Here is a 19,856-nt window from a genome sequence, read left to right on the forward strand (position 1 = left end):
GACACGATGCCGATTACGCTGCTTGACGGAATTCTGGTCGGCTTCACCCTGGTTTCGGCGATGCTCGCCATGGTACGCGGTTTTTCGCGCGAAGTACTTTCGGTCGCCTCCTGGGCGGCTGCCGCTGCCGCTGCTTTCTTCTTCTACAAGCCAGTCATTCCTTACGTTCAGCCCTATATCGACAATGAAAAGATCGCGATGGCCGCAGCCGCCGGCGTCGTCTTCATCGTCGCGCTGATCATCGTCACCATCATCACCATGAAGATCGCCGACTTCATCATCGACAGCCGCATCGGCGCGCTCGATCGCACGCTCGGCTTCCTCTACGGTGCAGCGCGCGGTGTCCTGGTCGTTGCCGTCGGGCTTTTGTTTTTCAACTGGCTCGTTGGCACCAATGCGCCGGCATGGGTCAGCGAGGCCAAGTCGCGGCCCTTGCTCGAAAGCATCGGCACGTCGATCGAAAACCTGCTGCCCGAGGATCCGGAAAACTCGATCCTCAAGAAGCTCAAGCCGCAAGGGGCAGAGCCAGAAGCAGGAACGGCAACGCCGCCTGCCGACGCTCCGACCGATGGCGAGGCGGACACGCCCGCCGAACCGGCACCGACCAATAACTAACGATCGTATGAGAGGCGGGGAAGTTCCGTTGCCCTTCCCGCCTCTTCGCACTATATAGCGTTTTTGCGACGAGAGGCCTCGCCCCATGGCAGACGCATCGACCGCCCTTTCAGCGGAAGCTGACGATCATTTCCACGACGAATGCGGTGTCTTCGGCATCTTTGGCCGGCAGGACGCTGCGGCAATCGTCACGCTGGGGCTACATGCGCTCCAGCATCGCGGCCAGGAGGCTGCGGGTATCGTCAGCTATGACGGCAGCCAGTTCCACGTCGAGCGCCATGTCGGTCTGATCGGCGACACCTTCACCAAGCAGCGCGTCATCGACAGCCTCAAGGGCAACCGCGCCATTGGCCACACCCGCTACGCCACCACCGGCGGTGCAGGCATGCGCAACATCCAGCCTTTCTTTGCCGAACTCGCCGATGGCGGCTTTGCGGTCGCCCATAACGGCAACCTCACCAATGCCATGACCGTGCAGCGTGCTTTGCAGAAGCAGGGCTCGATCTTCTCGTCGACCTCCGACACGGAAACCATCCTGCATCTGGTCGCCACCTCCAAGGAACGCGACCTTAATTCGCGCTTCATCGATGCGGTGCGCCAGGTCGAAGGTGCGTTCTCGCTCGTCGCCATGTCGTCCAAGAAGATGATCGGCTGCCGCGATCCCCTCGGCATCCGCCCGCTGGTGCTGGGCGATCTCGACGGCGCCTGGATCCTTGCTTCGGAAACCTGCGCGCTCGACATCATCGGCGCGCGTTTCGTGCGCGACCTCAAGCCCGGCGAGATGGTTATCGTCACCTCCAAGGGCATCGAGAGCATCTTCCCGTTCGAGCAGCAGAAGTCGCGCTTTTGCATTTTCGAATATGTCTATTTTGCCCGTCCCGACTCCTCGGTCGAGGGCCGCAATGTCTATGAGGTGCGCAAGCGCATCGGTGCTGAGCTGGCGATCGAAAGCCCTGTTGAAGCCGACATCGTCGTGCCGGTGCCCGATTCCGGTACGCCCGCGGCCATCGGCTTTTCGCAGCAAGCCGGCATTCCCTTCGAGCTCGGCATCATCCGCAACCATTATGTCGGCCGCACCTTCATTTCGCCCGGCGATTCCATTCGCCACATGGGCGTCAAGCTCAAGCACAACGCCAACCGCCGCATGATCGAAGGCAAGCGCGTGGTGCTCGTCGATGATTCCATCGTGCGCGGCACCACCAGCCAGAAGATCGTGCAGATGGTGCGCGATGCGGGTGCCAAGGAGGTGCATATGCGCATCGCCTCGCCGCCCACCCGCGCCTCGTGCTTCTACGGCGTCGACACGCCGGAAAAGTCGAAGCTTCTAGCCTCGCGCATGACGATCGAAGAGATGGCCGAGTTCATCCGTGTCGATTCGCTTGGCTTCCTGACCATCGATGGCCTCTACCGCGCCGTTGGCGAAGCGAGCCGCGACAACGAACAGCCGCAATTCTGCGACGCCTGCTTCACCGGGCAGTATCCGACCCGCCTCGCCGATTTCGATGGCGCCGACAATGTGCGCACCTTGTCGCTGCTGGCAACAGGCGGACTGTAAACCACGCCTCATAAGGTCGGCTGGTTTCCGCATCAATTCGCGGAAACCGCCTGGCTCTTCCAGATGAAGCCCTGCCGCGCGAGTTTTTCGCCCTGCCCGTGGACGGCCGCGAATAGCAGCAACCCAGGACGCCCGACTACAGGCAATTCCGACACCTCAGGCCCGAAAATTTCACGGGGTGCGGCACCAAGTCGATGGTCAATCTCCGTTGCGGGGTTTTGTTCCAGACAAAATCGTCCTATCAGGCAGCGGATCGACCAGTTCGAATTGGGTGCCTGCATGACCACCATCCCCGACCTCTCCGGCCGTATCGCCCTTGTCACCGGCGCTTCGCGCGGCATCGGCTACAACACCGCCAGGCAGCTCGCCGCGGCCGGCGCCCATGTGATCGCGGTCGCGCGCACAGTCGGTGGGCTTGAAGAACTCGACGACGAGATCAAGGCAGCCGGCGGCAAGGCAACCCTTGTGCCGCTCGACCTCACCGACATGGCCGGCATCGACCGGCTCGGCGGCTCGATCCACGAACGCTGGGGCAAGCTCGACATCCTGGTGGCCAATGCCGGCGTTTTGGGCGTCATTGCCCCGATCGGCCATGTCGAGGCCAAGGTTTTCGACAAAGTCATGGCGGTCAACGTCACAGGCACCTGGCGGATGATCCGCTCTGTCGATCCGTTGCTGAGGCTTTCCGACGCCGGCCGCGCCGTCATCGTCAGCTCGGGTTCGGCGCACTCGGCCCGCGCCTTCTGGGCGCCTTATGCAGCCTCCAAGGCAGCTGTCGAAGCGCTCGCCCGCTCCTGGGCCGACGAAACCAAGAACATGGCATTGCGCGTCAACATCTTCGATCCAGGCACCAGCCGCACGGCGATGCGCGCCCAGGCAGTGCCCGGCGAAAATCCCGCGTCGGTGACCCATCCGTCCGAAACGGCAAGCCACATCCTGCCGATGGTCGACCCCGCCCTCACCCGCACAGGGCAGATCTACCAGATCAGGGAACAGCGCTGGGCGTCCTACCAACTGCCGGCCTGAACGCGTTCCTCGCCGTTTTCGACACGCAGTCGTGATTGGCTGCGTTGTTGCCCGCGTCCTAGTTTTTCGCGCGTGGGAAACAATAAAACGGGAGGACCAAAGATGAAACGCATTCTCGTCCTGACGGCTGTGCTATGCGCCGGACTTTCGGCGGCCAGCGCCCAGGACAATACGATGAGCTTCTTTGTGACCAGCAGCGGTCCTGGCAAGGGCGCCAATCTCGGTGGCCTCGCAGGCGCCGATGCCCAGTGCCAGAGCCTGGCGGCGGCAGCCGGCTCAAACGGCAAGACGTGGCATGCCTATCTCTCCACCAAGGACGCCGACGCCAAGGACCGCATCGGCAAGGGCCCATGGGTCAACGCCAAGGGCCAGAAGATCGCCGACGATGTCGCCTCGCTGCACAGCGACGCCAACAACATCAACAAAGAGACCGCGCTCGACGAAAGGGGCAACGTCATCAACGGTCGTGGCGATACGCCCAACCGGCACGACATTCTGACCGGCTCCAAGCCGGACGGCACCAGGATCGCCGACCAGACCTGCGGCGACTGGACGCTCGATGGCACCGAAGGTGCCGCCATGATGGGCCACCACGACCGCAAGGGGCTCGACGAGTCGGCAGCGGCCAAGTCGTGGAACTCGGCGCACGCCTCGCGCGGCGGCTGCAGCCAGGACGCGCTCAAGAGCACGGGGGGCGACGGCCTGTTTTACTGCTTCGCCGCCAACTGACGGCGCCGGCAAGGCACCACGCTACCGTTCGGCCGAAACCGACAGTTCCGGCCGAACATTCAGCGTCTGGAACACCACGCAGTAACGTTCGGTCAGCTTGATCAGCGCATCGATGCGCTCCTGCGGCTCGTCGGTGTCGAGCTTGAAGGCGAGCCGGATGGCGCGGAAGCCGACCGGCGCGTCCTTGGCCACTCCCAGCGTGCCGCGAAAATCGAGGTCGCCTTCGGCGGACACCTGGGCCTCGCCCAGGCGGAACACGAGCGCCGTTGCCACCGCCTTCAAGGTCACCCCGGCGCAGGCCACCAGAGCTTCGAGCAGCATGTCGCCGGAGCACAGTTCCATGCCGCTGCCGCCCGTCGCCGGATGCAGGCCAGCGGTGACGATCGCCCTGCCGGTATCGACCTTGCAGGCGATCGACTGGTCGTCGACCGCGCCTTTCGCCTTGAGCGTGATCAGCGCACGCCCGGCATCCTCGCGATAGGCGTCCTTCATCGGCGCCTGCAGCGCCTTCAGTTGAGCGGCATCCATCGATTTCTCCCGGTTTTCGCCACTTGCGATCCTATCACAATGCCAAGCTGACATGTTTGCTGACAGCAGGCTGGCAGGAGCGGCGCGATAGGTTAGGCTCCTTCATCGGAGGCGTGGCAATGACCAGCGAGACCAAAGCCGCTTCGCAGCACAGGCTCGGCGTCCTCCTCATTGCCAGTTCGGCAGCCGTCTTCGGACTTGCTGGCATCCTCACCAAGTCGATCGACGCCGACCCCCTGACCATTACCTGCTGGCGCGGGCTGATCGGCGGGCTGCTGATCTCGGCCTATGTCTTGTGGCGGCGCCGCTATGGTGGCGGCGAAAGCCTTCACCTTGGCTGGCAGGGCTGGATGCTCGCCATACTGGGCACATTTTCCAGCATCGCCTTCATCGCCGCGTTCAAGAACACCTATGTCGCCAATGTCGTGGTCATCTACGCCACCGTGCCGTTCGTGGTAGCCCTGCTTGCCTGGCTGGTCGCAGGCGAAGTCTTTCGCCGCCAGACGGCGATTGCCGCTGCGGTGTGCCTGGTTGGTGTCGCGGTCATGGTCTGGTCCGGCTTGGGCGGCGGCCGTGCCTTCGGCGACGCGCTCGCCTTGCTGATGACCTTCACATTCGCGCTCTATGCGGCACTTGTGCGCTGCTTCCGAAATGCACCTGTCGTCTGGGCCGGCGCCGTGTCGGCGTTTTTGGGCTTCATTCCTGCCTGGTTCGTCACCGACCCGCTTGCCATATCCAGATCCGACATAGCCCCGCTTGCGTCGTTTGGCTTCACCTTCGCGCTCGCCGTCGTCTTGTGGACCGAAGGTGCGCGTCGCATTCCAGCCGCTGAAGCCGGCCTTCTCGGCACGACGGAGGTGCCTTTCGGCATCTTCTTCGCCTGGCTGTTCCTGGCAGAACTACCACCTGTCGCGAGCCTCGCCGGCGGCGCAATCGTGCTTGCCTCGGTGTTCTCCCACGCCTTCTACGACTGGGCCAGCGCACGACGCACACAGCCCCAACAGGCGTAATCGAAAAAGAATCACAAAAAGCTTGAACGCTTCGGAACCAATTTGGCCCCATCGCGTTCTTGCACACAGGACGGGTTGCCCCATCCCCCCATCCCCTCCACCCGTCCCTTTTACTTAAGCCGGTCGCAAGACCGGCTTTTTCCTGTCCCGAGGCCAAGGGGATGGTGGGATGACGATGCGCATTGACGTTGCGTCGTCATCGTCTAGTTTCGATGCGCGCGGTGGGTGCTGCGGGCATCGGGAGGTGCGGCATGATCCTGGCCAGTGCAATTGTGCTCGGCTTCGTCGCGGCATGGATGCTTGCCGCAGGTGTTTTGATGCATGGCCGCGGCATCCGCTTCCGCCAGGCACTGCTTTATCTGCCGCTCAAGCTGATCTACCGGGTGGACGACGAGGCCCTGCGCAAGGCACGCGACGTCGATACGCCGGTGATCTATGTCATTTCGCATCAGTCGCGCCTCGAACCGGCGCTGATGCTGTCGCTGCTGCCTGAGCACACCCTGCACATTCTCGACGATGCATCCGCCCGCGCGCATTGGCTGGAGCCCTGGCGCGAGCTGGGCCGCACCATCGCCTTCAACGCCGAGCACGTTTTCGTCAGCCGGCGCCTTGTGCGCGTGCTGCGCGGCAAGGGCCGCCTCGCCGTTTATCTGCCCGACACCGTCGAGCCCGACGTCAAGTCGTTCAGGCTGTTCCGCGCCGTCGCCCGTATCGCCATGCAGGCCGACGCCCGGATCGTTCCGATCTTCGTCAGCGGTGCCCGGCATCTGCCTTTCTCGTTGACGCCGGCAGAACGCGCGCCGCGTCAATGGTTCCCGCGCCTGAAGATCATCGCTCTCGCGCCGATGACCATGGCCGATTTGCTCCAGCGCGCCGGCTTTTCGCAAAGCACCACCGCCAATGCCTTGTTCGACCGTTGCGCCGAAGCGCGTCTTGCCGGCACGGATCTCGACCGGGGCGTGTTCTATTCGTTGTGCGATGCCTCCAGCCGCTACGGCGCCTCGCGCCCGATCGTCGAGGACGTGGTCAGTGGCGCCTTGAGCTACCGCCAGCTTCTGACCGGCGCTCGCGTGCTCGGCAAGCGCTTCGAAGCCTTATCCGGTTCCGGCGAAGCCGTCGGCATCCTGCTGCCCAATGCCAATGGCGTGGTGCTCAGCATGCTCGGCCTGCTCTCGGCGGGCCGTGTCGCTGCGATGATCAACTACACCGCAGGTGCTGCCAACGTCGCCTCGGCAGTGAAAACGGCTGACATCAAGACCATCGTCTCCTCGCGCGCATTCATCAAGAAGGCCGATCTTGCCGACGTCATCACTGCTGCCGAACAGGCTGGCGCCCGGATGATCTGGCTGGAGGATCTGCGCGACAGCGTGTCGACCTTGGAAAAACTGGCCGCCGCGCTCCAGTGGCGGCGTGCGCTGCAGCCCCAGGACGCATCCAAGCCCGCCGTCATCCTGTTTACTTCAGGATCGGAAGGCACGCCCAAGGCGGTTGTGCTGTCCCATCGCAACCTCGTCGCCAACGCCATGCAGGCCGAGGCGCGCATCACCATTTCGCCCGCCGACAAGCTGTTCAACGTGCTGCCGGTGTTCCACTCCTTTGGTCTCACAGGCGGCACCATATTGCCCCTGCTCACCGGCGTGCGCCTGTTCCTCTACCCCTCGCCGCTGCACTACAAACTCATCCCGGATGTCGCGCGCAAGATCCGCCCGACGATCATGTTCGGCACGGACACTTTCCTCGCCGCCTATGCGCGTACCGCCGAAGACGGCGATTTCTCCAGCCTGCGCTTCATCGTCGCCGGTGCCGAACCGGTTCGGGCCGAAACGCGGCGTGTCTGGCGCGAGCGCTTCGGCGCCGAGATCATGGAAGGCTTCGGGCTGACAGAAGCCGCCCCCGTGGTTGCCGTCAACACGGCGACACACAGCCGCGACGGCACCGTCGGGCGCTTGCTGCCGGGCATGCGGATGCGGCTCGAAGAAATCGAAGGCGTGCCCGAAGGCGGCCAGCTCTGGCTATCGGGACCCAACCTGATGATGGGCTACATGACCGCCGACAGGCCGGGCGAGTTGCAGCCGCTCGAAGGCTGGCACGACACCGGCGACATCGTTTCGGTCGACCGGGAGGGCTTCATCACCATCCGTGGCCGGGCCAAGCGCTTCGCCAAGATCGCTGGCGAGATGGTGTCGCTGGGTGCTGTCGAAATGCTGGTGCAGGCTTTGTGGCCGGAGGAGCGCCATGCGGCGGTCGCCGTGCCCGACAAGCGCCGGGGCGAGCGCATCGTCTTGGTCACCACCGCCGGCAATGCCGATCCCGAGACCTTGCGTCTCTACGGCAAGCAGGCCGGCGCCGCTGAACTGATGGTGCCGCACGACATCATCAAGGTCAGCGAAATTCCGGTGCTCGGTTCAGGCAAGACCGACTATGTCACCGCCCGCCGCATGGCGCTCGATCGGCTTGGACTTGCTGCCTAAGCTTCCGGCTTGGTTTCATCAGGCGTGGTTTCGGCGGATGCTGCTTCAGCAGCCGCTGCGGCAGCAGCACCTTCGATCTTGGCGCGACGCGCATAGGCGCTGGCGCTCAGCGGCAGGAACAGCAGATACGCTCCCACCGAAGCCGTCAGCGTCTGCCAGGGATAGACGGTCAGAAGCAGCACATAGAACACCGCCGCCAACATCACCGGCAGCAGATATTCGCGCGGGACCTTGAGCGTCTTGCCGGAATAGATCGGCCAACGGCTGACCAGCAGGAACGCAACCAGAATGGCAAAGGCAGTGCCGGCATAGGCAACCGTGCGTGTCGGTTCGAGCCCGAGGAAACAGATGTAGAGCGGCGCCATGACCACAACGGCGCCGGCGGGTGCCGGCACGCCGACGAAATACTCCGCCTGCCAGGCCGGCCGGTCGAGATCCTCGTCAAGCACGTTGAAGCGGGCGAGCCTGAGGCCGCAGGCAATGGCGAACAAAAGGGCTGCAATCCAGCCGAGTGAACCTGCGCCATCGAGCAGGAAGGCATAGAGCACGAGCGCGGGTGCGACGCCGAAATTGACGATGTCGGCCAGCGAATCCATCTGCGCGCCGAACTTCGAGGTGGCTTTCAGCATCCGTGCCAACCGGCCGTCGATGCCGTCGAGGAAGGCTGCCAGCAGCACCATCACGACAGCCGATTCGAAGCGGCCTTCAAAGGCGAGGCGGATGCCCGACAAGCCGGCACAGATTGCCAGAACGGTGATCAGATTGGGCAGGACCATGCGCAGCGGAATTTCGCGAATGCGCGGTCCGCCCTGGCCATGGGGTTCAAAGGGTTTGAAAGATGACACCAGCGTTGTCCTCAGGAGACCCGCACCAGCAGTGCGTGGCTGGTGCCGCCGAATTCGGCAAGCACGGTTTCACCGGCAACCGCGGTCTGGCCGACAGCGACGCGTGCGACTGCTGTTGTGGGCAGGAACACATCGACGCGCGAGCCGAAGCGGATCAGGCCGAAACGCTCGCCAACGCCGATATTGCCGCCGACATCGGCCCAGCAGAGAATGCGTCGCGCCACGAGACCGGCGATCTGCACGGCGGCCACCTGGCCGTTCGGGCTGTCGATGACAATACCGTTGCGCTCGTTTTCCTGGCTCGCCTTGTCAAGTTCGGCGTTGAGGAATTTGCCCGGACGGTGCTCGATGCGTATGATCTTGCCGCGCACCGGCGCACGGTTCACGTGGACGGAAAAGACGTTCATGAACACCGAGATGCGGGTCATCTCGGCGGTGCCGAGGCCAAGCTCGCGTGGCGGCACGGCGGGACCGACTGCCGACACCACGCCATCGGCGGGACTTATCACCAACTTGTCGTCGACAGGCGTCACCCGCTCGGGGTCACGGTAAAAATAGGCGCACCAGGCCGTGAGAATCGCTCCGACCCAGAACAGCGAAGTAGAAAAGAAGCCCAGCAGGACGGCGACCGCCGCAAATCCGGCAATGAAGGGATACCCCTCGCGATGGACCGGAACGAAGGCGTTGCGGATCGTGTCGGCTATGCTCATGAAGGGGATGCCGTTGCTGTTGAAGTCTGGGAGTGCTTACCGGAAACGACGCTAAGCCGCAACGCGGCATTGCTGACGCCCCCTGCTATCGCAGACAACGGGCAACAAATGCTGCCCGTGCGGCCGAACTGGCGGCCCGGCGCGGGCCGATCACCCGGCCTCGGTAACCTCCGGGGTCCGGCGACGCACCACAACACCAAATTCGTCGGCCTCGCGGGCCTGGCGCAGACGCTCCTCGGCTTCGGTGGCCTCGCGCTGGCGATCCCACATCGAGGCGTAAAGCCCACCCTGCCCCAGAAGCTGGGCATGGGTGCCGCGCTCAGCGATGCCGCCATCGGCCAAGACGATGATCTCATCGGCTGAAATGACCGTCGACAGCCTGTGGGCGATGACGATCGTGGTGCGGCCCTTGCTGACCAGGTCGAGCGCGCTCTGGATCTCCTGCTCGGTCTGGGTGTCGAGGGCCGACGTCGCCTCGTCCAGCATCAGGATCGGCGGCGCCTTGAGGATGGTGCGGGCAATCGCCACGCGCTGTTTTTCCCCGCCCGAAAGCTTCAAGCCGCGCTCGCCGACCATCGACTTGTAGCCATCCGGCATGCGCTCGATAAAGCTCGAAATCTGGGCCAGGTCCGCTGCCCGGCGCACGTCTTCCTCGTCAGCGTTCATGCGGCCGTAGCGGATGTTGTAGGCAATCGTGTCGTTGAACAGCACTGTGTCCTGCGGCACCATGCCGATCTCGCCGCGCAGGCTCTCCTGGGTGACGTCGCGGATGTCCTGGCCGTCGATCAGGATCGCGCCCTGCTGGATGTCGTAGAAGCGGAACAGCAGCCGCGAGATCGTCGATTTTCCGGCCCCCGAGGGACCAACGATCGCCACCGTCTTGCCGGCCGGCACCTCGAAGCTCACGCCCTTGAGGATCTGGCGGTTCGGATCATAGGCAAAATGCACATCGCGGAACTCGACGCGGCCATTGCCGACCACGAGCGGCTGGGCGCCCGGCCTGTCATTCACCTCCTGCGGCACGTCGAGCAACTCAAACATCTTTTCGATGTCGGTCAGTCCCTGGCGGATTTCGCGGTAGATCATGCCGATGAAATTGAGCGGCACCGAAAGCTGCATCAGCATGGCGTTGACGAAGACGAAGTCGCCCACGGTCTGGGTCCCGGCCATCACCTCTTTTGCCGACATCCACATGACCACCGTCATGCCGAGACCGAAGATGACGCCTTGGCCAAAGTTGAGCCAGCCGAGCGAGGTCCAAGTCTTTGTCGCCGCGGATTCGTAACGCGCCATCGAGCGGTCGAAGCGCTCGGCTTCCATGCTCTCGTTGTTGAAGTATTTCACCGTCTCGAAATTGAGCAGCGAATCGATCGCCTTGGTATTGGCGTCGGTGTCGGAATCGTTCATCTCCCGACGAATGGCGATGCGCCAGTCGCTCGCCCGCACCGTGAACCAGACGTAGAGCCACACGGTCACAGCCACCACGGCCACATATTGCCAGCCATAGGCGAAGGCAAAGATGCCGGCCGTCAGCGCGAATTCGAGGATGGTAGGGGCCGTGTTGAGGATGGTGAAGCGGACGATCGTCTCGATGCCCTTGGTGCCGCGCTCGATGATGCGCGACAGCCCGCCCGTCCGGCGCTCGAGATGGAAGCGCAGCGACAGCTGGTGCATGTGCACGAAGGTGCGATGAGCGAGCTGGCGCACCGCATATTGGCCAACGCTGGCAAACAGCGCGTCGCGCAGCTGGTTGAAGCCGAGCTGGACGATGCGCACGAAATTATAGGCAACCACCAGCATGACAGGTGCTGCGAGCAATGCCGGCAACGCCAGCGGCGTGCGTTGATCGCCAGCGAGCGCATCGGTCGCCCATTTGAAGAAATAGGGCCCCGCCACCAGCGTCAGCTTGGCGACGAACAGGAACACGGTTGCCCACAGCACCCGCGCCCTGAGGTCGGGCCTGTCTTGTGGCCACATATAGGGCCACAGGTTCCTGATCGTGCTGAGGGTCGAGCCGCGTTCGGCGGAGACGGTCTTGTTAGCCACTATGCTTGCCTTGATTAGATGTCCGCGCCTTCGACGGCGCAGCAGGATTCGACGAGCGCCGAGACGGATGCGGAAACAGCGGTCAATGCCGCCTGGTCGATCTGATAGCGCGAGCGCTGCCGCTCCGGCGCGTAGCGGACCAGTCCGGCCTCGACGAGGATTTTCAGATGTTGCGAAACGGTCGACTGAGCGAGGTCGAGATGCTCGACCACTTCCTTGCAGCAGCACGACCTGCCGCCGCCGAGACGTCGCAGGATTTCAAGCCGTGCGGGATGTGAGAGAGCCGCAAGCTTTTGCGCCACATCCGCAACGGAGGCGGCGCGGCATGACGGTGCGGCGGTGGAGAATGATTTCATCGTTCATCGACGATAAACGATGAAATCTATCCACGCAACCCAACTTGGCTGAAATGCCGTACCTGAAAGCTACGGCTTGGGCGCTGGCATCGCCTGTTCGCCCATCGCGCCCATATTGGCCGCCTCGCCCTCCTGGGACTTCTCCGGCACGCGGAACACCTGCCCCGGCCAGATGCGGTCGGGATCGCTGATCTGATCCTGATTGGCGAGATAGATGTTGGAATAGCGCACGCCCTGGCCATAGACGCGGCGCGAGATACGCCACAATGAATCGCCGCGACGGATGATGACGGCACCATCGACCGACTCGAGTTTGGGCGCAGTCGCTTCAGCCCCGGCCGAAGCGACTTCGGCAGGCTTTTCCGGTGACTTCGTCTGAGCCTGTGCCGCTGGCGCAGCCGGCGCGTCGCTCGCTGCCGGCGCTTGCGGCTTCGTTGCGGTATCAACCGGTGCGGGTGCCGGTGCAACCGCTGCGACCGCTTCGCCCGGCTCGCGCTGGAACGGCACCGCCGCACGCGCCGCGACCTTGACACCGTCTGGCTCAAGAGCGTCGGCGCGGATGATGTAATCGCCGACCGGCAGTTCGCGCTCAGCCTCGATCAGGAAGCGGCCTTCCGGCGTGGTCTGGGTTTCGCCGATCAGAATCTCGTTGGCATAGGCACGCACCTTGCGGCCCGCATCGGCAACACCAGCGATGAAGATCTTCTTGCCTTCGATCTCGACGGCTTCAACTGCGATCTTCACCTTCGATGCGGATGCAACCGACTTTGCCGGAGCCGGCTGCGATGCGGTCTGTCCTTCGGCCGTCGCTGCCGGCGCATTGGCAGGCTGGTCGGCTGCAGGCAGCTTCGTTGGCGCCTGGGCTGGCTTGGGAACGGTAATCAGCTCGGAGGGTTTGCCCGGCTCTTCGACAAGTGCCAGCACCTGTCCGCCTGGCTCCGAAGGCACGGAAACCACGGCGGTCTCGGTCGACGTCGCCACGACATTGTCGGGCGCGGTCGCGCGCAGCACGATCTGGTAGTCGCCCGGCTTGAGCGGCTGGTCGAGCACCACGGCGAAATCGCCGTCCGTGCCTGCGACCGCAGCCCCGATCACCTTCGACCCGGTCACGATCTCGACCTTGGCGTTGCCCGCTGCCTTGCCAGCGATCACCATTGAGCCATTGTCTTCGACGCGCACGACATCGAAGGACGGCGCCACCACAACGGGTGCCTGCGCAGCGGGTGCCAGCCCAGCGGGGGCTTGCCCCTCGGCTGCCGGCTTTGCCGCCCCAGGGATCTTGTCCGCCTTCGGCGCGGCTATTGGGGGTGCCGGCAAGCTCGCCACCACGGCGGGCGGCGCCAGGTAAGGATCAAGCGCACCAGACACATATGCAATGGTCGCAGCAGCGGCCGAGCCACCTGCTGCGAGAAGGAAGATTTTCAACGGATTAATTGCCATATATCGCTGCCCCTAGCCCTCCGATGGGTCTACCTTGTTTTGCCGGCAGCGACAAGAAAAAGCCCTGTCCGGGCTTGACCCGGCCTGTGGAGGCAATACCCAATCATATCATGAACACGATTCGATCCATCTGCGTCTATTGCGGCTCCTCACCGGGCCACGATGAGGTCTACATCAAGGCCGGCCATCTGCTCGGTCATTCGATCGCCAAGGCCGGGCTCAGGCTCGTCTATGGCGGCGGCACCAAAGGCATCATGGGTGCGGTCGCCGATGGTGCGCAGCGCGCCGGCGGCAAGGTCACCGGCATCATACCGCGCTTCCTGATGAACAAGGAAGCAACCGAAACCGCCCTGACCCGGCTCGACGAACTCGTCATCACCGACAACATGCATGAGCGCAAGCACTTGATGTTCGAGAAATCGGACGCTTTCGTTGCGCTGCCGGGCGGCATCGGCACGGTCGAGGAGATCGTCGAGATCATGACCTGGGCGCAGCTAGGCCATCACCGCAAGCCGATCGTCTTTGCCAATGTCAAAGGCTTCTGGGACCCGATGCTGGCGCTGCTCGATCACATGAAGGCCGAAGGCTTCGTGCACACCTCGCATCTGGTCCAGCCGCTGGTGGTCGACGAGCCGGAAGCCCTGGTCCCCGCGATCCTGGTCGCGGCAGGTTCCGACTCCACCCCCACCGAAGGCATGCAGTCGCTCATCGACAAGATGTAATTGCGCCCGTCAGGCCATACAGCGCCGCGCGTCCTATCGGACGCGCAAATCGGTCGTTATGACGCCTGAGGCCAAAATCTCGTCTTCATGCGGCTGATCGCGCCACGTCTCCGCCAGTGCTGCGTCGTACCATTCGCGCATGGCCACGGTGTTGAGCATCATGGCGATGTATTCGCCTGAATTTCCGCCGAAATCGAGCGCGTAGGTCTGCGCCCTAAACACGACCGGGGCAAAAAACGCGTCCACTGCGGTGAATTTGTCTCCGCCAAGGAACGGACCGCCGAAGCGCTCGAGCCCCTGGTTCCACAACGCACCAATGCGCGCGATATCTTTTTCGAGCCCCGCCGGCCGCTCCTTGAGGCTGACACGCACGCCGCAGCTCATGCCGCAGACAGTGCGCAACGTCTGGAACCCGGAATGCATCTCGGCTGCGGCTGAACGCGCCCATGCCCTGGCTGCGGGATCGTGCGGCCAGACACCCTCATGGCGCTCGGCCAGATATTCGACGATCGCCAGCGAGTCCCACACGGTCAGGTCGCCATCGATGAGGACCGGTACGCTGCTCGTCGGCGAGAAGGATTGGAAATCGGGCTGCCCGGACAGGTTGCCGAACGGCACCTGACGCTCGGTGAAGGCAATGCCCTGCCCGCGCATCAGCGCCCAAGGCCTAAGCGACCATGAGGAGTAGTTCTTGTTGGCGATATAGAGGTGGTACATTCGCTTAGCCAATCAGCCGTTCTTCGAGCGCTCGGAAAACATTGACCACGTATAGATCGCCAATGCCACCCAGATCAGGGCAAACGCCAACGCGCGCTCGCTTGAGAACGGCTCGTGGAAGATGAAGATCGCAATGACGAAGATCATGGTCGGCGCAATGTATTGCATGATGCCGATGGTCGACATCCGCAAAAGCTTGGCGCCGTTGGCAAACAGGATCAGCGGCACGGCCGTGACCACGCCGCAGCCGAGCATCAGCCAGACGTCGGTCATGCCGGTGGTGCCGAAATGCCCCGCGCCGGTCGCCTGCAGGTAGAAGATATAGCCAAGTGCCGGCACGCACAGGATCAGAACCTCAAGGAAAAAGCCCTGCGCCGGACCGATCGGCAGCGTCTTCTTGAACAGGGCGTAAAAGCCCCAAGACAGCGCAAGCACGATGGAAACCCACGGCAAGCCACCGCTTTCCCAAGTCAGCAGCCCCACGGCTATCACCGCGAGCCCTATCGCCACCATTTGTGCCCGGGTCAGCTTCTCACCAAGCACGACAGCGCCCAGGAACACGCTGAACAGCGGGTTGATATAGTAGCCAAGCGCGGTTTCGAGCGCGCGATCATTGCCGATGGCCCAGACATAGACGCCCCAGTTGATGGTGATCAGGCTCGCCGTCAGCGTGCCCATCATCAGTGTGCGCGGCGTGCCCAATGCCACCTTGATGTCGGAGGTACGGCCAAGCCACCACAGCAAAAGGGCCGCGATTGGAATCGACCAGGTGATGCGATGCGCAATCACCTCAGCGGCCGGAATATGGGCCACGGCCTTCATGTAGAAGGGCAAGAAGCCCCACATCAGATAGGCCGAAAGGGCAAACAGGAAGCCGCGAGAGGCTTCGTCCTTGGTGATAGCAGGCGCTTGTGTGCTCATGGCGCGAACCTATGCGCCGGAGTGCTGCCGCAAACCATTTCAAAATAGCGATGGTCCACCCGCTTTTCGTTGATGGATCAATCGATAGGGCCAGCCTTTGGCGCTGGCCCCAGCCTTTCGAGCCAGCGTTCTATTCCGCCGCCACCAGCCCGGCCATCTCGCGGTTCTTCATCAGCTTGTAGATGATCGAATCCATCAGCGCCTGGAACGAGGCGTCGATGATGTTGGTCGAAACGCCAACCGTCCACCAGCGCGCGCCGGTACTGTCATGCGATTCGATCAGCACGCGGGTTATCGCCTCGGTGCCGCCATTGAGGATACGCACCTTGTAGTCGACAAGTTCGAGGTCGCCGATCTCGTTCTGGAATTTGCCGAGATCCTTGCGCAGCGCGATGTCGAGCGCATTTATCGGACCGTCGCCCTCGGCAACCGACATCTTTTCCTCGCCATCGACCAGAACCTTCACCACTGCTTCCGACACGGTCTTGAGGTTGCCATTGGCGTCGAAACGCCGCTCGACAAGGCAGCGGAACGAGGTCACACGGAAGAAATCAGGTACCTCGTGCAGCATGCTGCGCGCCAGAAGTTCGAAGCTGGCATCGGCCCCTTCGTATGCGTAGCCCTCGGCCTCGCGCTCCTTGACCACCGCAATCAGCGAGTCGAGCCGGCGGTCGTCCTTGGGCACGTCGATGCCGCGCCGCTTGAGCTCGGCGATGAAGTTGGCCTTGCCGCCCTGGTCCGACACCATCACCTTGCGGCGATTGCCCACCATCTCCGGCGGCACGTGCTCGTAGGTCTTGGGTTCCTTGGCGATGGCGGAAGCGTGGATGCCGGCCTTGGTCGCAAAGGCGGACGCGCCGACATAAGGCGATTGCGCTTCGGGCGCCCGGTTGAGCAATTCGTCGAACGCGCGCGAAAGCCTGGAAATGCCGGCTAGAGCGTCTGATGTAACGCCTGTTACAAAACGCTCGGCAAAATGCGGCTTCAGCGCCAGCGTCGGCACGATGGTGATCAGATTGGCGTTGCCGCAGCGCTCGCCGATGCCGTTGATGGTGCCTTGTACCTGGCGAACGCCGGCGTCGACAGCCGCGAGCGAATTTGCCACCGCCTGGCCAGTGTCGTCATGGGCATGGATTCCGAGATTGGCGCCCGGTATGCCCGCCGCGATCACCTTGGCCACGATCTCGCGCACTTCGGCTGGCTGGGTGCCGCCATTGGTGTCGCACAAAACCACCCAGCGCGCGCCGGCATCATAGGCCGTGCGGGCGCAAGCCAGTGCATAGTCGGGATTGGCCTTGAAGCCATCGAAAAAATGCTCGCAGTCGACCATCGGCTCCTTGCCGGCGTCGCGGGCAGCTTCGACCGAAGTCTTGATCGATTCGAGGTTTTCCTCGTTGGTCACGCCCAGCGCGACCCGGACGTGATAGTCCCAGCTCTTGGCAACGTAGCAGATCCCGTCCGACTTCGCCTGCAGCAAGGTTGCAAGACCGGGGTCGTTGGAGGCCGACACCCCTGCCCGCTTGGTCATGCCGAAGGCGACGAACTTCGCCCGCTTGGTCCGCTTTTCGGTGAAGAACGCCGTGTCGGTCGGGTTCGCGCCGGGATAGCCGCCCTCGACATAGTCGAGGCCGAACTCGTCGAGCATGGACGCGATCGCGATCTTGTCTTCAACCGAAAAGTCGATGCCCGGCGTCTGCTGGCCGTCGCGCAGTGTCGTGTCGAAAAGATAGATACGTTCGCGTGCCATTGTCATTTCCCTGCGAACCTGTCGGTCGCCCTGACCAGCTGGTTCAATATGCCCGGTTCCGAATATGCATGGCCGGCGCCCTCGATGAGATGGAACTCGGCTTCCGGCCAAGCCTTATGCAACGCCCAAGCATATTTCGCCGGGCATGGCATGTCGTAACGCCCATGGACGATGACGCCGGGAATGTCGCGCAGCTTGTGGGCGTCGCGGATCAGCTGACCCTCGTCCATCCAGCCGGCATGGACGAAATAGTGATTTTCGATGCGGGCAAACGCCACGGCGAAGTCGTCCTCGCCGAACTTGCCGCTGGTCTCTGGATCGGGCAGCAGCGTGATGGTCTCGCCTTCCCACAGGCTCCAGGCAAGTGCCGCTTCCACCTGCGCCTTGCGGTCGTCGCCCACCAGGCGCTTGCGATAGGCGGCCATCATGTCGCCGCGCTCGGCTTCCGGGATCGGGGCGACGAAGCGTTCCCACTTGTCGGGGAACATCTCGGAGACGCCGAACTGGTAGTACCATTCGAGTTCGGCACGGGTCAGCGTGTAGATGCCCCTCACGACGAGCTCGCTCACCCTGTCGGGATGCGTTTCGGCATAGGCCAAGGCCAGCGTCGAACCCCAGGAGCCGCCGAACACCAGCCATTTGTCGTGGCCAGCCATCTCGCGCAACCGCTCGATGTCGGCGACCAGGTGCCAGGTGGTGTTGGCGTCGAGCGAGGCGTTCGGCACCGACTTGCCGCAGCCGCGCTGGTCGAACAGCATGATGTCGTAGAGCTTGGGATCGAACAGCCGGCGGTGTTTGGGCGAGGTCGCACCACCTGGGCCGCCATGCAGGAACACCGCTGGCTTGCCCCCCTTGGTGCCAGAACGCTCCCAATAGACCTGGTGGCCGTCGCCGACGTCCAGCATGCCACTGTCGAAGGGTTCGATCTCGGGATAAAGGCCGCGCAATTCGGTGCTCATAGTTTCAGTCCATGTTCCGGCCAGTTGGCGGTTTCTTCGTCGGGATGCTGGAAGGAGATGATCTGCTCCTGCCGCTTGTAATAATCGGGGTTTTCATGGATCGGCTGGTCGAAGATGGTCTCGACCCAGGGCAGCCGGGCGCCATGATTGATCTGGATCGTCGGCGCGAGATCGGAACGGTCGTCGAACGAACCGATGGAGATTTCGAGCCCGTCGGGCTGGCGATAGGTCATCGGCGTGCCGCAGCGCTGGCAAAAGCCGCGCGCGATGTTGACCGACGACTGGAAGTAGCTCGGTTCCTCGCGGGTCCATTCCACACCGTCGTTCGGAACGGCGACGAAGGCCCCGAAAAACGAGCCAAACTGCTTCTGGCACATGCGGCAATGGCAAATGGACGTGCGCCCAAGCGCGCCCTGGATGCGGAAACGCACAGCACCGCACTGGCAGCCACCTGATCTAACTGTCTCGGTCATGACCTTCTCTCCGGTGGCCATTGTTCAGTGTCGTGGTCGGGATGTTGACGGTTCGACGCCTTGATCGCCGCCGCCCATTCCGGCGAGTCGATGTCTTCGGTCTTGCCCGAGTCCGGCACCGAAGTCAGTTCGGCGAACCAGGGCATGCGCCCCTCGATACTGTCCTGCGATTGCGGCTTCAGCCGCTCGGGATGGTCGAGTGAGCCGATGGTGACGCTGATATATTTGCTGTCGACGCCATTATAGAACAGCGGCGTGCCACAATCTCGACAATAGCCGCGCTCGACATTTTCGGAACTTCGAAACACAGCTGGCTCGCCGCGCGTCCAGGTCGTCGTCTCCTTCGGTGCCCCGACGAGCGCGGCAAAGAAGTTGCCGACCGCCTTCTGGCACATGCGGCAATGGCAGATATGAGCGTTGTCGACGATCAGCTCGGCGCTGTAGCGCACCGCCCCGCACTGGCAGCCGCCGGTGAACGGATCGCTCATGTCCTGACCTCCGGTGGCCATTGATCGGTGTCGTGGTCAGGATGCTGGTAAGAGACGATCTCGTTGATGAAGTCGGCCGCCTCCATGTCTTCTTCAGTCGTCTGGCCCGGCAGTTCGTGGATGTGGTCGACGTAAGGCAGCTTGGCCTCGATACCCCACTGGATGACAGGTGCGATCTCTTCCGGCTCGTCGAAGGCAGCGATCGCCAGTGCCACACCGTCGGGTGCCTCGTAGCTCAGCGGTGTACCGCACTCACCGCAAAAGCCCCGATAGGCAAGGTTCGAGGAACGGAACTTCTTCGGCTCGCCGCGTGTCCAGGTCAGTTTTGCCTGTCGAACAGAGACAAGCGGCGCATAGAAGTTGCCGAACGCCTTCTGGCACATGCGGCAATGGCAGACCGATGCATCGCCAAGCGCGCCTTCGATGCGAAACCGCACCGCCCCGCACTGGCAACCGCCGGTATAAACAGGCTTGTTGTCGAGGCTCATCGCAGCGCCT

21 protein-coding genes are annotated in these 19,856 nt (G+C 63.1%); 7 read left to right on the top strand and 14 right to left on the bottom strand.

Annotated features, from left to right (window positions below):
- Positions 1–6 precede the first annotated feature (6 nt).
- Positions 7–615 carry a CvpA family protein gene (locus tag AC1DLV_RS06865; protein WP_476798799.1) on the top strand — a complete coding sequence of 203 codons (609 nt, stop codon included), beginning with the start codon at positions 7–9 and terminating at the stop codon, positions 613–615.
- A gap of 85 nt (positions 616–700) precedes the next feature.
- Positions 701–2,170: an amidophosphoribosyltransferase gene (gene purF / locus AC1DLV_RS06870; protein WP_476798800.1), complete on the top strand. Its 1,470-nt coding sequence runs from the start codon at positions 701–703 to the stop codon at positions 2,168–2,170.
- A gap of 32 nt (positions 2,171–2,202) precedes the next feature.
- Here the strand turns inward: purF and AC1DLV_RS06875 are convergent, their stop codons facing one another.
- Entirely contained in the window at positions 2,203–2,451 is a 249-nt protein-coding gene (locus AC1DLV_RS06875) for a hypothetical protein (RefSeq protein ID WP_476798801.1), read from the bottom strand.
- On the opposite strand from AC1DLV_RS06875, the gene AC1DLV_RS06880 reads away from it, so the two are divergent.
- Both AC1DLV_RS06880 and AC1DLV_RS06885 read left to right on the top strand, forming a co-directional pair.
- Positions 2,450–3,196: an SDR family NAD(P)-dependent oxidoreductase gene (locus AC1DLV_RS06880; RefSeq protein WP_476798802.1), complete on the top strand. Its 747-nt coding sequence runs from the start codon at positions 2,450–2,452 to the stop codon at positions 3,194–3,196. The two genes, AC1DLV_RS06875 and AC1DLV_RS06880, sit on opposite strands and share 2 nt — an antisense overlap.
- A 102-nt stretch (positions 3,197–3,298) precedes the next feature.
- Positions 3,299–3,925, top strand: a complete 627-nt coding sequence (locus tag AC1DLV_RS06885) for a hypothetical protein (protein WP_476798803.1) — start codon at positions 3,299–3,301, stop codon at positions 3,923–3,925.
- A 21-nt stretch (positions 3,926–3,946) separates the two neighbouring features.
- On the opposite strand, the gene AC1DLV_RS06890 is transcribed toward AC1DLV_RS06885, so the two are convergent.
- Positions 3,947–4,453 carry an OsmC family protein gene (locus AC1DLV_RS06890; RefSeq protein ID WP_476798804.1) on the bottom strand — a complete coding sequence of 169 codons (507 nt, stop codon included), beginning with the start codon at positions 4,451–4,453 and terminating at the stop codon, positions 3,947–3,949.
- 119 nt (positions 4,454–4,572) lie between these two features.
- Here AC1DLV_RS06890 and AC1DLV_RS06895 point away from each other — a divergent pair, with 119 nt between their 5' ends.
- Both AC1DLV_RS06895 and AC1DLV_RS06900 read left to right on the top strand, forming a co-directional pair.
- On the top strand, positions 4,573–5,463 hold the full coding sequence (locus AC1DLV_RS06895) for a DMT family transporter (protein WP_476798805.1): 891 nt from the start codon (positions 4,573–4,575) through the stop codon (positions 5,461–5,463).
- Between the two features lie 251 nt (positions 5,464–5,714).
- A complete protein-coding gene (locus AC1DLV_RS06900) occupies positions 5,715–7,934 on the top strand; it encodes an AMP-binding protein (RefSeq protein WP_476798806.1) in 2,220 nt (739 codons plus the stop codon).
- Here AC1DLV_RS06900 and pssA read toward each other — a convergent pair.
- From pssA to AC1DLV_RS06925, 5 genes are all read right to left on the bottom strand, one after another.
- A complete protein-coding gene (pssA, locus tag AC1DLV_RS06905; protein WP_476798907.1) occupies positions 7,931–8,782 on the bottom strand; it encodes a CDP-diacylglycerol--serine O-phosphatidyltransferase in 852 nt (283 codons plus the stop codon). The genes AC1DLV_RS06900 and pssA overlap by 4 nt on opposite strands.
- An 8-nt stretch (positions 8,783–8,790) precedes the next feature.
- A complete protein-coding gene (locus tag AC1DLV_RS06910; protein WP_476798807.1) occupies positions 8,791–9,489 on the bottom strand; it encodes a phosphatidylserine decarboxylase in 699 nt (232 codons plus the stop codon).
- A 150-nt stretch (positions 9,490–9,639) separates the two neighbouring features.
- Positions 9,640–11,535: an ABCB family ABC transporter ATP-binding protein/permease gene (locus AC1DLV_RS06915; RefSeq protein WP_476798808.1), complete on the bottom strand. Its 1,896-nt coding sequence runs from the start codon at positions 11,533–11,535 to the stop codon at positions 9,640–9,642.
- 14 nt (positions 11,536–11,549) lie between these two features.
- Positions 11,550–11,891 carry an ArsR/SmtB family transcription factor gene (locus AC1DLV_RS06920; protein WP_476798809.1) on the bottom strand — a complete coding sequence of 114 codons (342 nt, stop codon included), beginning with the start codon at positions 11,889–11,891 and terminating at the stop codon, positions 11,550–11,552.
- Positions 11,892–11,960: 69 nt separating this feature from the next.
- Positions 11,961–13,331, bottom strand: a complete 1,371-nt coding sequence (locus tag AC1DLV_RS06925; RefSeq protein WP_476798810.1) for a LysM peptidoglycan-binding domain-containing protein — start codon at positions 13,329–13,331, stop codon at positions 11,961–11,963.
- Positions 13,332–13,441: 110 nt separating this feature from the next.
- Here AC1DLV_RS06925 and AC1DLV_RS06930 point away from each other — a divergent pair, with 110 nt between their 5' ends.
- Positions 13,442–14,053, top strand: coding sequence for an LOG family protein (locus AC1DLV_RS06930; RefSeq protein WP_476783843.1), 612 nt, complete (start codon positions 13,442–13,444; stop codon positions 14,051–14,053).
- Positions 14,054–14,086: 33 nt separating this feature from the next.
- Here AC1DLV_RS06930 and AC1DLV_RS06935 read toward each other — a convergent pair whose 3' ends face one another.
- The 7 genes from AC1DLV_RS06935 to AC1DLV_RS06965 all read right to left on the bottom strand — a co-directional run bounded on the left by AC1DLV_RS06935 (position 14,087) and on the right by AC1DLV_RS06965 (position 19,846).
- The gene (locus AC1DLV_RS06935) at positions 14,087–14,770 is read right to left on the bottom strand and encodes a glutathione S-transferase family protein (protein ID WP_476836134.1); all 684 of its coding nucleotides are present in this window, start codon (positions 14,768–14,770) and stop codon (positions 14,087–14,089) included.
- Positions 14,771–14,782: 12 nt separating this feature from the next.
- The gene (gene rarD, locus AC1DLV_RS06940) at positions 14,783–15,691 is read right to left on the bottom strand and encodes an EamA family transporter RarD (protein ID WP_476798812.1); all 909 of its coding nucleotides are present in this window, start codon (positions 15,689–15,691) and stop codon (positions 14,783–14,785) included.
- Between the two features lie 130 nt (positions 15,692–15,821).
- Entirely contained in the window at positions 15,822–17,444 is a 1,623-nt protein-coding gene (cimA, locus tag AC1DLV_RS06945; protein WP_476798813.1) for a citramalate synthase, read from the bottom strand.
- The gene (gene pip / locus AC1DLV_RS06950) at positions 17,441–18,397 is read right to left on the bottom strand and encodes a prolyl aminopeptidase (RefSeq protein ID WP_476798814.1); all 957 of its coding nucleotides are present in this window, start codon (positions 18,395–18,397) and stop codon (positions 17,441–17,443) included. Before pip ends, cimA begins: the two co-directional genes overlap by 4 nt.
- On the bottom strand, positions 18,394–18,870 hold the full coding sequence (locus tag AC1DLV_RS06955; protein ID WP_476798815.1) for a GFA family protein: 477 nt from the start codon (positions 18,868–18,870) through the stop codon (positions 18,394–18,396). Before AC1DLV_RS06955 ends, pip begins: the two co-directional genes overlap by 4 nt.
- Positions 18,867–19,358, bottom strand: coding sequence for a GFA family protein (locus AC1DLV_RS06960; protein ID WP_476798816.1), 492 nt, complete (start codon positions 19,356–19,358; stop codon positions 18,867–18,869). Before AC1DLV_RS06960 ends, AC1DLV_RS06955 begins: the two co-directional genes overlap by 4 nt.
- Positions 19,355–19,846: a GFA family protein gene (locus AC1DLV_RS06965; protein ID WP_476798817.1), complete on the bottom strand. Its 492-nt coding sequence runs from the start codon at positions 19,844–19,846 to the stop codon at positions 19,355–19,357. The genes AC1DLV_RS06960 and AC1DLV_RS06965 overlap by 4 nt, the downstream gene beginning before the upstream one ends.
- Positions 19,847–19,856: the final 10 nt, after the last annotated feature.

The sequence above is a fragment of the Aminobacter sp. 01T433 genome, from assembly GCF_056398585.1.